This is a genomic window from uncultured Apibacter sp., from assembly GCF_946479295.1.
In the GTDB taxonomy this organism is placed as follows: domain Bacteria; phylum Bacteroidota; class Bacteroidia; order Flavobacteriales; family Weeksellaceae; genus Apibacter.
Window position 1 is genome coordinate 1 of sequence record NZ_CAMLFD010000022.1, and the last position, 15,459, is coordinate 15,459.

The 15,459-nt window shown below is 28.8% G+C and carries 14 protein-coding genes; 12 read left to right on the forward strand and 2 right to left on the reverse strand.

Annotated features, from left to right (window positions below; all coding sequences use genetic code 11):
• Positions 1-388: 388 nt before the first annotated feature.
• Positions 389-1,255: an AraC family transcriptional regulator gene (locus Q0T35_RS10525; RefSeq protein ID WP_295843018.1), complete on the forward strand. Its 867-nt coding sequence runs from the start codon at positions 389-391 to the stop codon at positions 1,253-1,255.
• Positions 1,256-1,518: 263 nt separating this feature from the next.
• Here the strand turns inward: Q0T35_RS10525 and Q0T35_RS10530 are convergent, their stop codons facing one another.
• Positions 1,519-2,586: a peptidylprolyl isomerase gene (locus Q0T35_RS10530; protein WP_295843023.1), complete on the reverse strand. Its 1,068-nt coding sequence runs from the start codon at positions 2,584-2,586 to the stop codon at positions 1,519-1,521.
• Positions 2,587-3,215: 629 nt separating this feature from the next.
• Between Q0T35_RS10530 and pheS the strand changes: the two genes are divergently transcribed.
• From pheS to rplS, 9 genes are all read left to right on the forward strand, one after another.
• Positions 3,216-4,232: a phenylalanine--tRNA ligase subunit alpha gene (pheS, locus tag Q0T35_RS10535; protein WP_295843025.1), complete on the forward strand. Its 1,017-nt coding sequence runs from the start codon at positions 3,216-3,218 to the stop codon at positions 4,230-4,232.
• A 131-nt stretch (positions 4,233-4,363) separates the two neighbouring features.
• On the forward strand, positions 4,364-6,100 hold the full coding sequence (locus Q0T35_RS10540; RefSeq protein ID WP_295843026.1) for a thiamine pyrophosphate-dependent enzyme: 1,737 nt from the start codon (positions 4,364-4,366) through the stop codon (positions 6,098-6,100).
• Positions 6,101-6,208: 108 nt separating this feature from the next.
• Positions 6,209-7,270, forward strand: a complete 1,062-nt coding sequence (gene aroC, locus Q0T35_RS10545) for a chorismate synthase (RefSeq protein WP_293917411.1) — start codon at positions 6,209-6,211, stop codon at positions 7,268-7,270.
• Between the two features lie 239 nt (positions 7,271-7,509).
• Positions 7,510-8,112: a thioredoxin family protein gene (locus Q0T35_RS10550; RefSeq protein ID WP_295811304.1), complete on the forward strand. Its 603-nt coding sequence runs from the start codon at positions 7,510-7,512 to the stop codon at positions 8,110-8,112.
• A 115-nt stretch (positions 8,113-8,227) separates the two neighbouring features.
• Positions 8,228-8,629, forward strand: a complete 402-nt coding sequence (locus tag Q0T35_RS10555) for a hypothetical protein (protein ID WP_295843029.1) — start codon at positions 8,228-8,230, stop codon at positions 8,627-8,629.
• A gap of 206 nt (positions 8,630-8,835) precedes the next feature.
• Positions 8,836-8,958 (forward strand): hypothetical protein, encoded by a 123-nt coding sequence (locus Q0T35_RS10560; RefSeq protein WP_293917416.1) that lies wholly within the window; start codon positions 8,836-8,838, stop codon positions 8,956-8,958.
• 531 nt (positions 8,959-9,489) lie between these two features.
• Positions 9,490-10,581, forward strand: coding sequence for a redox-regulated ATPase YchF (gene ychF, locus Q0T35_RS10565; protein ID WP_295843030.1), 1,092 nt, complete (start codon positions 9,490-9,492; stop codon positions 10,579-10,581).
• Positions 10,582-10,811: 230 nt separating this feature from the next.
• Positions 10,812-11,624: a M48 family metallopeptidase gene (locus tag Q0T35_RS10570; protein WP_293917421.1), complete on the forward strand. Its 813-nt coding sequence runs from the start codon at positions 10,812-10,814 to the stop codon at positions 11,622-11,624.
• A 149-nt stretch (positions 11,625-11,773) separates the two neighbouring features.
• Positions 11,774-12,127 (forward strand): 50S ribosomal protein L19, encoded by a 354-nt coding sequence (rplS, locus tag Q0T35_RS10575; RefSeq protein ID WP_293917424.1) that lies wholly within the window; start codon positions 11,774-11,776, stop codon positions 12,125-12,127.
• Between the two features lie 80 nt (positions 12,128-12,207).
• On the opposite strand, the gene Q0T35_RS10580 is transcribed toward rplS, so the two are convergent.
• Entirely contained in the window at positions 12,208-12,717 is a 510-nt protein-coding gene (locus Q0T35_RS10580) for a helix-turn-helix transcriptional regulator (RefSeq protein ID WP_295843033.1), read from the reverse strand.
• A 313-nt stretch (positions 12,718-13,030) separates the two neighbouring features.
• On the opposite strand from Q0T35_RS10580, the gene Q0T35_RS10585 reads away from it, so the two are divergent.
• Together Q0T35_RS10585 and trxB are read left to right on the forward strand one after the other, a co-directional pair.
• Positions 13,031-14,212, forward strand: a complete 1,182-nt coding sequence (locus Q0T35_RS10585) for a M14 family zinc carboxypeptidase (RefSeq protein ID WP_295843035.1) — start codon at positions 13,031-13,033, stop codon at positions 14,210-14,212.
• A gap of 288 nt (positions 14,213-14,500) precedes the next feature.
• The gene (gene trxB, locus Q0T35_RS10590) at positions 14,501-15,457 is read left to right on the forward strand and encodes a thioredoxin-disulfide reductase (protein WP_295843038.1); all 957 of its coding nucleotides are present in this window, start codon (positions 14,501-14,503) and stop codon (positions 15,455-15,457) included.
• The last annotated feature ends 2 nt before the right edge of the window (positions 15,458-15,459 follow it).

Here is a 15,459-nt window from a genome sequence, read left to right on the forward strand (position 1 = left end):
ATTATAAAAATATAAATCTAATGATCTTATTTTATATATTATAGTTAATAGTTTTATAAATATAATAAATAAGAGATAAAATTATAATTTTCAATTATTTATATAATTTGAGAGTTTATATCTTAATATAACTAGATTACTTGAAGTAACAAATGAATATAGAATAATTTAAGAATGATTGCAATTAGAAATGTATATATTATTTATCTATAATTTTTGTGTTTATATTAACAACTCTTGATAAAGATAATTAGTATAAAATTATAATTCATCAAAGATTTTGTTTTAAACTGTTAAAGATTTTTATCAGCAAGATAGGAAAATAACATTCTATAAAATATATTTATTTTAGCAGTTGATAAATTGATTAATTGCTGAGCTTATAAATATGAACTTCAAAATAACTACGAAGGAGATATATCAAAAACAAATGAATATTGTTATTGAATATATAAACAATCATTTACATGAAACAATTGATTTATCTAAATTGGCGGAAATGAGCCATTTTTCGCTCTATCATTTTCATCGGATAACGAAAGCTTTTCTTAAAGAACCTATAGGAAGTTATATTATAAGAATAAGATTAGAAAAGGCTGCCAGATTATTAAGATATACGGACCAACCAATTTCTGATATCGGATATAAGGTTGGCTATGATATTCCATCATCTTTCTCGAAAGCCTTTAAGCAATTGTATAAAATTACTCCTCTTGAATTTAGGAAAAATAAAGATTATATAGTTGAAAAAAAGGATAAAGAAAATATAGACATTTTGTTAGATATTGATAAGCCTAAGATTGTTGAGATACCTGCTAAGAAAGTTATATATATTAGTCTTTCGGGAAAATATAGTGAATTGGATTTCAGTAATACTTGGAAACGCTTATGGAAATTTGTTAAGAGTAATAAACTATACTCTGGAGAGATTGAAAATATCTGCATTTATTATGACGATCCTAAAATAACTTATTTGGAAAAACTTAGAACAGATGTTTGTCTCGTTATATTAGATGATGTAAAACCTCAAGGAGAAATAGGAGTTAAAGAAATTAAAGGCGGAAAATTTGCCAAGTTTCTCTATAAAGGTTCATACAAATATTTTCGAGATGTTTATAATACTATTTACGCTGACTTAATACCTGCCAATGATTTATTATTGCGTGATGCTCCTATTTTTGAAAAATATATAAATCATCCGGGTAGAGTTGTGCCTGAGAAATTAAAAACTGAAATATATATACCTATATGCTAAAGTATAAAATGTAAAAAATAAGTGTTTAAGAAGTAATTTATCAAATTTTTAGTGTAGATCGAATAGCTAAAATATAAAAATTTATAAATACCAATTTAATTTCCTTATATATAAATATTTGAATTAAGATAAAATATGAAAAAAAGTTGAAGGAAAAGTCAATGCTTAAAAAGAACGTTTTTTGTTTCAGGCAGTATTATAAAAGTAAAATCCGGTTTTAATCTTTAAACCGGATTTTATTATTTTTAATTCTTAATTCTTAATTATTTAGCCTTAATCAGTTCAACTTTAAATATAAGCCAAGCATTAGGTGGTATGACCCCACCTCCGGCACCTTGAGCTCCATAACCCAAAGAAGGCGGAATTAAAAAAGTAGCTTTGTCTCCTTCATTCAAAAGCGAAATTCCTTCTTCCCAACCTTTGATTACCATTCCTCTTCCTAATGGAAATTCAATGGGTTCATTTCTAGCAAAAGATGAATCAAAGATATTACCATTCGCTAAAGAACCTTCATAATGAACAGAAACTATATCTCCCGATTTAGCTTTAGCTCCGGAACCTTTTTCATCAATTTTATAAAATAAGCCACTTTCTGTTTGAGTCATACTTACTTTTAATTCATCAAGTTTTGCTGCTATAAGTTTTTGCTTTTCTTCCAGATATTTTTTATTTCTTTCAGAAATCAAATCTTTATTATCTTTAAAAAACTGTGCTGCATTATAATTTTTATATTCATCGCCTTTAGTAATGATTGAAACTTTTTCCATAATTACAGGTTCAACCGGTTTATCTTGAGCTCCAGTTTTAACATTGGCGATTGAGCTTACAGTATCTAAACCTTTAATTATCTCACCGAAAATAGTATGCCGTCCGTCAAGCCAAGGAGTAGGCACTTCAGTGATGAAAAATTGACTTCCGTTTGTATTCGGACCTGAATTTGCCATAGATAATATTCCGGTTCCAGTATGTTTTAAATCATTTTTTTCATCCTCAAATCTATATCCCGGACCACCCATTCCTGTTCCTTGAGGATCACCGGTTTGAATCATAAAATTCTTAATTACTCTATGAAAAATGATTCCGTCATAAAATGGTTCACCCAATTTTTTTGTATCATTTGGAATTTTACCTTCAGCTAATCCAATAAAGTTTGCTACGGTTACTGGAGACTCATGATCAAAAAATTTAACCAACATATCACCTTTATTTGTTTTAATATTTGCATATAGGCCATTTCCCAGTCCGTCATATGTTTGTTTGTCTATTTCCAATGTTTTACAATTTAAAAAAGTTAGTATTAGTAAACAATACATTATGAATTTATTAATCATAATTGTATTTATGTTTAGAAAATTCAAATTTACTAATTTAAATCTTATTTTTAATTGTAAAGTTGTTAGTAATAGTGATTGAATGGACATGTTTTATAAATTCATAATTTATTCATTATATAACAACTATAGTTATAAATTTATTTTATAAGTTATTTATATATTAATAATTAATATAATAACGGATATTTATTTGTTGTATAACATGTCATAATTGGAAATTTGATTTGAATTTTATTATTTTAAATTATTTTTATAAAATATAAGCTTAATAATATATTTATTTAAATTACTGTTTAGTTATATTTAATTATTAAAAATAATATAATTAAATATAATAAGATAAATGGTATGGTGTTTGTTTATACGATTGTAAGATTACAAACACACTAAAACAATTTATATTGAAAAAGGCATTATTTTAATGTTTATTTAGTTTTTATTTCTTTAAAAACCTTAGCCTCTGTAAAAAGAGGCTTTTTTATTATAATAAGTCTTAGAAATAAATGAATATCAGAATTTAAAATATTTATGAAATCTTTTTTTTAAAATAATAATAGTATTTTTGTTTTATTATTTTTGCAAAAAGATAAAAATCTTTATAAAATAAAAATTATTAAAGATAACTAATGATAAATACTATCAAAAAATATTTAGAGGAAGTAGAGTCATTTTCTTCTCAAAAAGCTGAAGAAATTGAACAATTTAGAATCAAGTATTTAGGAAAGAAAGGAATTTTGAATGACCTATTTCAAAAATTTAAAGAAGTTCCTAACGAAAGTAAAAAAGAATTTGGTCAATTGATAAATAATTTAAAACAATCAGTTGCAAAAAAAATAGATTCTTTAAAAGAGGATGTTAATGAAGACAATCATTCCGAAATACAAAATGATTTAACTCGTCCGGGAATTCCTTTAAATCTAGGAAGCAGACATCCTATAAATATTGTTAAACATAAGATTATCAATATTTTTAAAAAAATAGGTTTTTCAGTAGCAGACGGACCAGAAATTGAAGATGATTGGCATAATTTCACAGCCTTAAATATGTCTGAATATCATCCGGCTAGAGATATGCAGGATACATTTTTTATAGAAAAAAATCCGGATATGGTATTAAGAACCCATACTTCCTCTGTTCAGATAAGATATATGGAGAATAATGAGCCTCCTATCCGTATATTATCTCCAGGAAGGGTATATAGGAATGAAGACATCTCATCACGATCACATTGTATGTTCCATCAAATTGAAGGTTTATATATTGATACCGATGTTTCTTTTGCAGATTTAAAACAAACTTTACAATATTTTACTTCGGAATTATTTGGCAAATCAGAAATACGTATGAGACCGTCATATTTTCCTTTTACAGAGCCAAGTGCTGAGGTTGATGTTTATTGGGGATTAGAAACGGAAACTGATTATCGAATAACTAAAGGAACAGGATGGCTAGAAATTTTAGGCTGTGGGATGGTAGATCCTAATGTTTTAAAAAATGTTAACATTGATCCGGAAAAATATAGTGGATTTGCTTTCGGAATGGGGATTGAAAGAATAGTTATGCTTATGTATCAAATTGGGGATATACGTATGTTTACCGAAAATGATATACGTATGCTACAGCAATTTAATCATGAATTCTAAAATAATATTTATCTTATAACTACTTATAATGCTATCAAATAAACAATAATTGTTAAAATTATTAAAAAAGTATATTTACCTGGAACAAATTTTGAGCAAGTAATTATACTTTATTTATTTTTAAAATTATTATGGAAAAAAAAGTAGCAGATCAATTAGTAGATATGTTAGCAGAAGCTGGTATAAAAAGAATTTATGCAGTAACGGGTGATAGTCTAAATGAGCTAAATAGAGCTATTAAAAAACAAGGGAAAATTCAATGGATACATGTTAGGAATGAAGAAGCTGGAGCATTTGCAGCAGCTGCCGAGGCTGAGTTAGAAGGGATCGCTTGTTGCGCTGGAAGTTCCGGTCCTGGGCATATACACTTAATTAATGGTCTTTATGAAGCGAATAGGGCAAATGTGCCTGTGATCGCCATTGCTTCCACCTGTGGAACAAGAGAATTTGGTACGGATTATTTTCAGGAAACTAATATTACTAAGCTTTTTGATGATTGCAGTGTATACTGTCAAATTGCAACTTTACCTGAACAAGCTCCAAGAATGTTACAAAGGGCTATTCAGAACGCTCAATCAAAAAGAGGGGTAGCCGTTTTTGGATTACCTGGTGATTTAGAATCAAAACCTGCTGAGGATATATTAAGTTCTTTAAAAGTTTATAAAAATGATACAATTATAAGACCCTCAGATCATGAATTGCAAACACTTGCCGATATTTTGAATGAAAATGAAAAAATTTCCATTTATTGCGGTATAGGTGCCAGTAAAGCACATGCTGACCTTATTAAATTAGCCGAAAAATTAAAAGCTCCTATAGGATATTCTTTTAGAGGAAAAATGGGAATTCAATACGATAATCCTTATGAAGTCGGTATGACCGGATTATTGGGTTTGCCCTCTGCATTTCAAAGTATGCATGAAGCAGATGTTATTCTTCTTTTAGGAACAGATTTTCCATATGCTAATTTTATGCCTACCAATAAAAAAATAATTCAGATTGATGAAAGAGCTGACAGATTAGGAAGAAGAGCAAAAGTTGATATGGGATTATGCGGAAAAATTGAAGATACTTTACACGTGTTATTACCATTAATTGAAGAAAAACAAGATGAATCTTTTCTAAAAAAGCAGCTGCATAAATATGAAAAAGTAAAAGAAGGCTTGGATGTATATGTAAAAGATCCAGGAAAAGAAAATTTAATCCATCCGGAATATGTAGCATCCACAATAAATAAATTAGCTGCTAAAGATGCTATATTTACTGTAGATACCGGTATGTGCTGTGTTTGGGGAGCTCGTTATATACAAGCAACAGGAGAGAGAAAAATGTTAGGCTCTTTCAGTCATGGTACGATGGCTAATGCCATGCCTATGGCAATTGGTGCCGCTTTAGCAAACCCGGGAAGACAAATTATCTCCTTCTGTGGCGATGGAGGGATTTCAATGTTATTGGGAGATTTAGCAACAATTTACCAATATAACTTGCCTGTAAAATTATTTGTATTTAATAATCGTTCGTTAGGTATGGTAAAATTGGAGATGGAAGTAGATGGAATACCTGATAATGAGACAGATATGGTTAATCCGGATTTTGCAATGATAGCTATGGCTATGGGATTTAAAGGTATTAATGTTACTAAGCCCGAAGAAGTAGAAGGAGCCATACATGAAGCATTTTCAACCAATGGTCCTGTGTTGGTAAATCTAATGACCGATCCAAATTCACTTGCCTTACCCCCTAAAATAGAATGGACACAAATAAAAGGGATGACTACCTCTATGACCAAAATGATGTTGAGTGGAAATGTTAAAGAAGTTGTAGATACCATCCAAAGCAATATAAAGCATATTAAATCATTACTCTAATTCAAAAAAATAATTTCAGATAATAAAACAGAAAATCTATAAAAGATTTTCTGTTTTTGTAAATAATACTACTTGTAAATTTACTTTATTTCTTACATTTGTAAGAATATGTTCAATGAATTCGGTAAATTTATAAAGCTTACTACCTTTGGTGAAAGTCATGGACCTGCACTTGGAGGTGTTATTGATGGGTTTCCTGCCGGATTATCCATTAATTTTGAAAAAATACAAAAAGAACTGGATCGTCGGAAACCAGGTCAATCAAAAATTGTCACTCAACGTAAAGAAGATGATAAAGTTGAATTTCTTTCTGGTATATTTGAAGGAAAGACAACTGGTCAATCCATAGGATTTCTTATAAAAAATACTAATCAGAAGTCCAATGATTACGATCATAATACTGGAATTTTTAGACCCTCTCATGCAGATTTTACCTATTTTAATAAATACGGAATTAGGGATCATCGAGGAGGAGGGAGAACCTCTGCAAGAGAAACTGCCAATTGGGTTGTTGCCGGTGCTTTGGCTAAACAATTATTATCTACAATCAAATTTCAAGCTTTTGTTTCCTCTGTAGGTGATATTACCCTGAAAAAAAATATTTATGATCTTGATCTTTCTTTAACTGAATCGAACATAGTTAGATGCCCGGATTCAGAAACAGCTGATAAAATGATAAAAAGAATAGCTGAAATTAAAAAGGAAGGCGATACAATTGGCGGAATAATAACCTGTATAATTAAAAATGTGCCGATAGGTTTAGGTGAACCTATATTTGATAAGCTATCCGCCAGACTGGCTCAAGGTATGATGAGCATTAATGCAGCTAAGGGATTTGAAATTGGAAGCGGTTTCGACGGTACTCACTTAAAAGGATCCGAACACAACGATATTTTTATCCAAAACGGAAAAACTTTAACCAATAATTCCGGAGGTATTCAAGGTGGAATATCTAATGGCATGGATATCCTATTTAAAGTAGCCTTTAAGCCGGTAGCTACCATAATGAAAGAACAACAAACTATAGACGAAAAAGGAAATATAAACGTTATTAAGGGAAAAGGAAGGCATGATCCTTGTGTGCTTCCTAGAGCAGTACCTATAGTGGAAGCTTTAGCAGCATTAATACTTGCTGATTTTTGGTTGTTAGATAAAGTGAGAAAAGTATAATTTTTAAATATTAAAAATATATTTCCATACATTAAAAATTATTTTATGTAATTATAAATAATAAGGAATATGGAGAGTAAATTATCTGTTAATATTTAAATTACATATAAAGACTTGTATTTGTTACTAAATGTAATGAATATGAGAAACTTATCTTTAAATAAAATAATTTTTCAAATCTTAAATATTTCAAATCTATATATAAAAGTAAATAAAAATGAAAAATATAATATAAGATGATGGATTCAATAAATTTAGGAAACTATTGGGATAAAGGAGTTTCGTATGCTGAGTACAAAAATATTATTGAAATACAAGCAAATGAAGGAGTAATTTCTAAAAATGAAGAAATAAAAAAATATGCTGAATATACACGCTTGAACCTTAGTCGGATACATCGTAATGATAAAACCTTAGTATTGAAAAATGAAGTATTATCGGGTTTACAGAAAATTACACGTAAAAAGAATATTTTAGTTATATCTGAAGGTTGGTGTGGTGATGCTGCTCAAATAGTACCTGTTGTTAATAAAATAGCTGAATCTTCCGAAAAATTGGAAATGAGGATTTTTTTTAGAGATGAAGACGAATCATTAATTAATCAATATTTAACCAATGGAGGTAAAGCAATTCCTATTGTACTGTTTATTGAACCGGATACTTTTCAAGAAATAGCGCACTGGGGACCGAGACCCAAACCATGTGTACCATTTTTGAAAAAATATAAAAGTGACCCGGATAATTATACCCATGATGATTTTGCAAAAGATATTCAAGGATTTTATAACAAAGATAAAGGTCGAACTATTTCTGAAGAATTATTAGAAATACTTTTAAAATAAAATGCAAATTATGGGCATTTTTTAATAAAAGTCATTTTTTAAATTGAATTTATTTAATACAACTTATAAGTGACTTGTTAAGTTTATTTTTTGAATGTGAAATGTTCTTACTCATATGAAACAATTATTTAACCGCATGTTACAAGGTACTATAAGTAACGTTATGGTTTCAGGTTATATAGATGCTGAAACTCCACCGGTTTTCCACCCAATGTATGAGAGGATATATTTCATCATAAATGAAAATGTCTTCGAATTGTACATTGATGATGGGATTATTTGTTATAATCATCTGAAAAATATAAATGAATGGTTTGATGTTGATGAAGATGATCAATTTTCTTTAATGTCTATATATTCACAATTATTTAAGACTGAACAGGAAATAAAAGTAACTCAAATTGACTACAAAGCGATCCCTTTTTCGCCCCTTGAGATTAATTACAAAGATGGGAGAAATGAAAGGCAATTGTTTTTAGACCCAAATAATTTTTTTGGTTTTACTTATTATAACTAATAAAAACAGTGTAAGAAAAACGAAACTTCTCTGCTTTTTCAATTTAACTCTTGTTCCATAATAGAGCGCTAGGTATGGTCTAGGAAATCTACGACTAGCACGATGTACATTGCACTATAAGTATTCTGGATATATGCATTTCTCATATTTAAGATGCAGTAAGACATACAGGTGAAATTTCAACAAGTAAAGGTAAAAAATAGTTTATGGCTACTATTATTTATTCTAAAAATTCCGCAACCTTAGAAGACATTTCCAATTTTGAGAAAAAATTATTAGGAATAATTTATCAAATGATTATAAAGATTTCTCAAAGAAATATAACGTAGGACAGCTTCAGCCAAATTCATTTAGATTTTTTTCTGATAGAAATGATGGATTTTCGTTTGATCAATTTCTTAGTTTAGGCAGAGAAAAATATAGTAATTTATTAAGTTTTATAAGAATATAATTCCTTCAGATTTCATTCTCATAGCTCATGATGCTAGGGGAATCTTATTATAATGGAATTGAAATCTAATAATAATAGAATTTATTTTTAGAATCATGAGTTTAAAGTAGATGAAGGTGAAATACCTAATATGAACAATGTCTAATATATTAATCAGTCTTTTACTAAGTTTATAAATGATCTCTAAAAGGAAAAAGATTAGTACAGATTGATCAATTTAATCTATCTTTACTATAATTGAAAACAGATAAATTTATGGATTAAATATTTTTATATTTGAGAATATTAAGTAGTAGGGAAATCTGAATTTTAACATAAAATTTTATTTTACCTTTTAAATATTTTTCATTAAAGACTCTCTTAAAAAGCTAAATTATAATTTTATATATTTGTCATAAATTTTTCAAGTATGAAATGTGGAATTGTTGGTTTACCCAATGTAGGAAAATCTACTTTATTTAACTGCTTATCTAATGCAAAAGCACAATCTGCTAATTATCCATTCTGTACTATTGAACCGAATGTCGGTACAGTCTCTGTACCTGATCTAAGGTTAAATAAGCTTGAGGAATTAGTTGAACCGGAAAGGGTAGTGCCTGCGGTAGTGGAAATAGTAGACATAGCCGGCTTAGTTAAAGGAGCTAGTAAAGGCGAAGGACTAGGTAATCAATTTTTAGCTAATATAAGAGAAACAAATGCTATTATACATGTGTTACGGTGTTTTCAAAACGAAAATATAACCCATGTTGAAGGAACTATAGACCCGGTTAGAGATAAAGAAATCATTGATATTGAGCTCCAACTTAAAGACTTGGAAACCATTGAAAAGAAATTAGATAAGTCTAAAAGAGCAGCTAAAGCGGGAAATAAAGATGAACAACTGGTAGTATCCGTGTTGGAAAAATTAAGGTCTTTTATTGAAGAAGGAAAAAATGCGCGCGAATTTGAAACGGATAGTATTACAGAACCTGTCATTGCTGAACTTCAATTGTTAACCTTTAAACCTATAATGTATGTTTGCAATGTAGATGAAAAATCTGCTAAAGAGGGTAATGAATATGTAGAAAAAGTAAAAGAAAAGGTTAAAGATGAAAAGGCTGAAGTTATAGTTCTAGCGGCCCAAATAGAAGCCGATATATCTGAATTAGAGACTTATGAAGAACGTCAGATATTTTTAGAAGAATTGAATTTGAATGAACCGGGAGTAAATCGTTTAATACGTCAAGCCTATAAATTATTAAATTTACAAACCTATTTTACCGCAGGAGTCAAAGAAGTTAGGGCTTGGACAATTGAAAAAGGATGGACGGCACCCCAAGCAGCCGGTGTTATACATACAGATTTTGAAAAAGGTTTTATTAGAGCGGAAGTTATTTCATATAACGATTTTATAACCTACGGTTCTGAAGCTAAGGTAAAAGAAGCTGGAAAGTTATCTGTGGAAGGTAAAGAATATATTGTAAATGACGGAGATATTATTCATTTCCGTTTTAACGTATAAGCTATTTCTTTCATTTATTGATTAAAAATTCAAAAAATTTTTAATCAATAAATGCCTTTTTTATCCAACCTACCTTTCTTCTTCAAATTCTACATTAATTAATAAAATATAATTGGAATTGAAAGTATATATCGATTATTTTTATTGTCAATGCAGCATATAATTATTTATTATTTATATTTCATAATTGTAAAAAATTAATATTTTTGTATTCAGAAAATTTTATAATTATGAACAAAATTATTTTAACTCTTTCATTTGCTTGCTTACTTTATACAAGTATAAATTCTCAAATAAAAATTGGTAATACCAATATAGGAAAAGGGAAAATCGAGGCAGCTAAAAATTTAGCAACAGCAATCACGATTTCTGACGAAGAAATTGCAATGGCAGCTGCGGAATCAGTAAAGTGGATGGATGAGAATAATCCCGTGTGTAAGATTACTGATAAAGATAATAAGAAGGCTTATGCAGAACGCCTGGCAAAAATTTTTGAGCCGTATAAAAATTATGATGGATTAAATTTAAATTATAAAGTTTATTATGTGATTGATGTAAATGCTTTTGCTAGCCCAGATGGTAGCGTACGTGTATTTTCATCGCTTATGGATATTATGACAGATGATGAATTGTTAGCAATTATAGGACATGAAATAGGACATGTAAAATTGGGACATTCAAAAAAAGGATATAAACAAGCGCTTCTAACGGCGGCAGCAGCTAAGTATGCAGGTGACACCCAAGGTTCAGTTGCAGATATAGTTAATTCCGACATAGGGAGCTTAGCTCAAACGTTGACATCAGCCCAATTTTCTCAATCTCAAGAATCAGATGCAGATAACTATTCATATAAATTTTTAGTTTCCAATGGAAAAGATCCTCAGGCTTTAGTTACAGCATTCACTAAATTTGCAGAAATGGAAAAACAAGCAGGAGTAGATAAAGGCTTAAAATCTAAAATGTTATCTAGTCATCCTGATAGTGAAAAAAGAGCAAAAAAAATAGCTGAAAAAATTAAAAAAGATTCAAAAAAAAATAAATAAAATGAATTTTAATTGAGGTTGATCATTTCTTAATTTTTCGATTGTATTTTTGTAGAATTAAATAAGAATGATTAATTTTGCAGCCGATTGAATAACCTCTGACGAAAGACGTGAATGTTATTCAATTATAAATGATTATATTTTTTTAAATGGAACCATTAATTAAGTACGTACAAGACAAGTACATTGCAAAAAAAGAATTTCCAAAGTTTGGAGCAGGAGATACTGTTACCGTTTATTACGAAATTAAAGAAGGCAATAAAACAAGAACTCAGTTTTTTAAAGGTGTTGTAATTCAAGTTAAAGGAACTGGAGCTACTAAGACATTTACTATTAGAAAAATGAGTGGTGATGTCGGAGTTGAAAGAGTTTTTCCTATTAATATGCCTGCGCTTCAAAATATTGAAGTTAATAGAAGAGGTAAAGTACGTAGAGCAAGAATTTATTATTTTAGAGATCTACGCGGTAAAAAAGCAAGAATTAAAGATGCAAGAATTAAATAATCTTAATTTTTGTATCGAATTTTAAAATAAAAGAGGGATAATTTAATTTCCCTCTTTTTTTATGTTTTTAATTGAAAAATTTAATTTTCCAATATTTCGAAGGTATTATCTTCATATATAATTAATATTTTCTTTATTTCCTTCTTTTTTTTCCCACTAGTTTTCTGCATTGAATTTTTAATGGATGAATCTTCATCCGTAAAATTTTTTTCTGAGAGATTCTCAGAGACTTTAAAATTTTCTATTTTATTTTCTTGAGCAGTTTTTATTACTTCATTTTCTTCTTCATAATGAAATAGTGTAGGAGTAGATTGCAGCTTTTGAATATTATTATTTTCTATTTCTAAATCTGATTTTTTTATTTCTTTATATTGGGATTTTAATGGTTTTCCTTTTCCTAAAATAAGCCATTCAGAATTAATTTCAGGAAAAACAGAAAGCGTTCTTTCTAAAAAGTCTAATGAAGGTTTATTTCTAGCTGATGTGATATGTGAAATACTTGATCTTTGAACATTTATTTTATCAGCAAATTCCCCTGGTGTTAATCCAAGTATTTCTATAAGGGTAGAGATTCTTTTGTCGATTTCCATAATTTACAAATGTTAACAATTTACAAATGTGAAATGAGATGTTAATTACAAAGATAATAATAATATTTTCGATTTAATTAAAAAACATATTTAAAGTTATATTAAACTATAACTACAAACTATAAACAATAAAATACTGGTAAACAAGTACTTATAAATATAAAAAGTATTATTTTTATTGATTTGATATACAATATAAACTTTAAATCAAAAAGAGAACACATGCTTAGTGTTGTTATTTTACAAATGTAAATTACAAATGTAAATTAACTAAAACTGTTTTTAATTGAATATCTTTGTAAAAAATAAAGCTATGTACGCAGAATTTAAAATCTTCGATTTAGAAGAAAATTTTGAATTAGAAGAAAATTTTAAAAATAGATATATCAATCCTCCCATGCTTTTTAGTTTCTTACTCAAAAATTATAATAGTTTAATAAAAGAGGTTGGAAAATCAGAAATGGGAAAACCTATATATAAAGTAACTATAGGTAAGGGTAATAAGAATATTCTGATTTGGACGCAAATGCATGGAAATGAAACAACAGGTACGTTAAGTTGTTTAGATTTGCTCAAATTTTTAGAAAATAAAAATTCTATTGCAGGTCAAATTCTCAATGAGTTTACTCTTGATATTATTTTTATGTTAAATCCCGATGGAGCTGAAATTTGGACTCGAAGGAATATAATAAGTATAGATATAAATCGTGATTTTTTAGCAGCTTCATCTGTTGAAATGCAAGTATTGAAAAAAATTGCTAATGAAAAAAAATATGATTTGGCATTCAATTTACACGATCAAAGAACCATATTTGGTTTGGAAGGAAAAAAAGAACCAGCAACGTTGGCCTTTTTATCTCCATCAGAATCAATTGATAGAAAAATTACCCATACTCGAAAAAAATCAATGGGATTGATTGCAGATATTTACAAAGAAATGACTAAACTCATTCCTAATAAAATCTCCAGATTTTCTGATGAATTTTATCCAAGATCTGTAGGAGATAATTTTCAAAAATTAGATATCCCGACAATACTATTTGAAGGTGGTCATTATCCAAATGATTATTATCGTAAAAAAACACGTAAATATTTTACCTTGTCATTAATTACTGCTTTACATTATGCTACTATAAAGAAAGAATGGGAGGCCGGATATGAATTATATGAAAAAATACCGAATAATTCTCCTTCATTTTATGACATAATATATCGAAATGTAAGATTATGTAAAGAAAAAAAGGAAACAGTTGATATAGCTATACAATACACTGAAAAAATTATTATGGGGGATGAAGAAATATCATTTGTTGCTAAAATAGAAGATATTGGAGATCTATCATTGATGAATGGTCATGAAGAAATCGATGCTCAAGGGAGATGTATACTAATTAAGGATTCTAAAGATAAATTTGCTAAAATTGGAATACAAGCTGATTTTAATTTAGATGAGTGGATTATACTTAATGGTAAAAAATTAGAAGAATTTGCTTAACTATATCAACTATTAATTCGTAATTATATAATTATTTTAAAATCGATCAACTTTTAATGACTTGGTTTATAATATCTTATAATGATTAAATATTTTAATTAGAAATGTAATATTGGGCAAATATTTATATAATTTATTAATATTATCCTGATTTAGTATAAACATATCTTGATCAAATATTTTATTTGCTGAAGAGCTCATAATTTAATTGAATACCTACTTTATTGAACAAGGTAAGGCTCAATAAGAAAATTAGTAACTTTACAAAGTTGTTAATAAACATTACTGATGACAGAAAAAACGAATATATTACAGACAATAATTATCGGTTCCGGTCCTGCCGGTTACACTGCAGCAATTTATGCAGCGAGAGCTGAAATGAATCCTATAATAATAACCGGCCTTGAGGTTGGAGGCCAATTAACTACTACTACTGAGGTAGAGAATTTTCCGGGTTATCCTGATGGTATAACCGGGCCGGAAATGATGACACAACTTCAAAAACAAGCTGAAAAATTTGGTACTACCATTAATATCGATACAGTAACAGAAGTACTATTTGGGCAAAATTTTGGAGATTTGCACACTGTAAAAACAATATCAGGAAAAGAGTATAAAACAAAGACAGTAATAATAGCTACAGGTGCAAGCGCAAAATATTTAGGTAAGGAATTTGAAAAAAACTATAGAGGTGGTGGAGTTTCAGCATGTGCCACTTGTGATGGCTTTTTTTATAGAGGAAAAAATGTCGTAGTTGTAGGAGGAGGAGATACTGCCGCAGAGGAAGCTACTTACTTAGCTAAAATATGTAAAACTGTTTTTATGTTAGTACGTAAAGATTATCTCAAAGCTTCTAAAATTATGCAGGAAAGAGTTGATATGACTACTAATATTGTATTGATGTATAATACTGAATTAAAAGATATAAAAGGAGAAAACAATTTAGTTTCTCAGGCAATAGTTGTCGATAATCAAACAAAAGAAGAAAAAATATTGGATGTTGATGGAATATTTATTGCTATAGGACATAAACCAAACACTGAGATTTTTAAAGGAAAATTAGATATGGATGAAACAGGTTATTTACATATAAAACCTTTTAGTACGGAAACCAATATACCTGGTGTTTTTGCAGCAGGAGACGTTGCCGATAAACGTTATCGACAAGCGATTACAGCAGCCGGTGCCGGTTGCATGGCTGCTTTGGATGCAGAAAAATATCTTTCATCCTTAGAACATAATTAAGA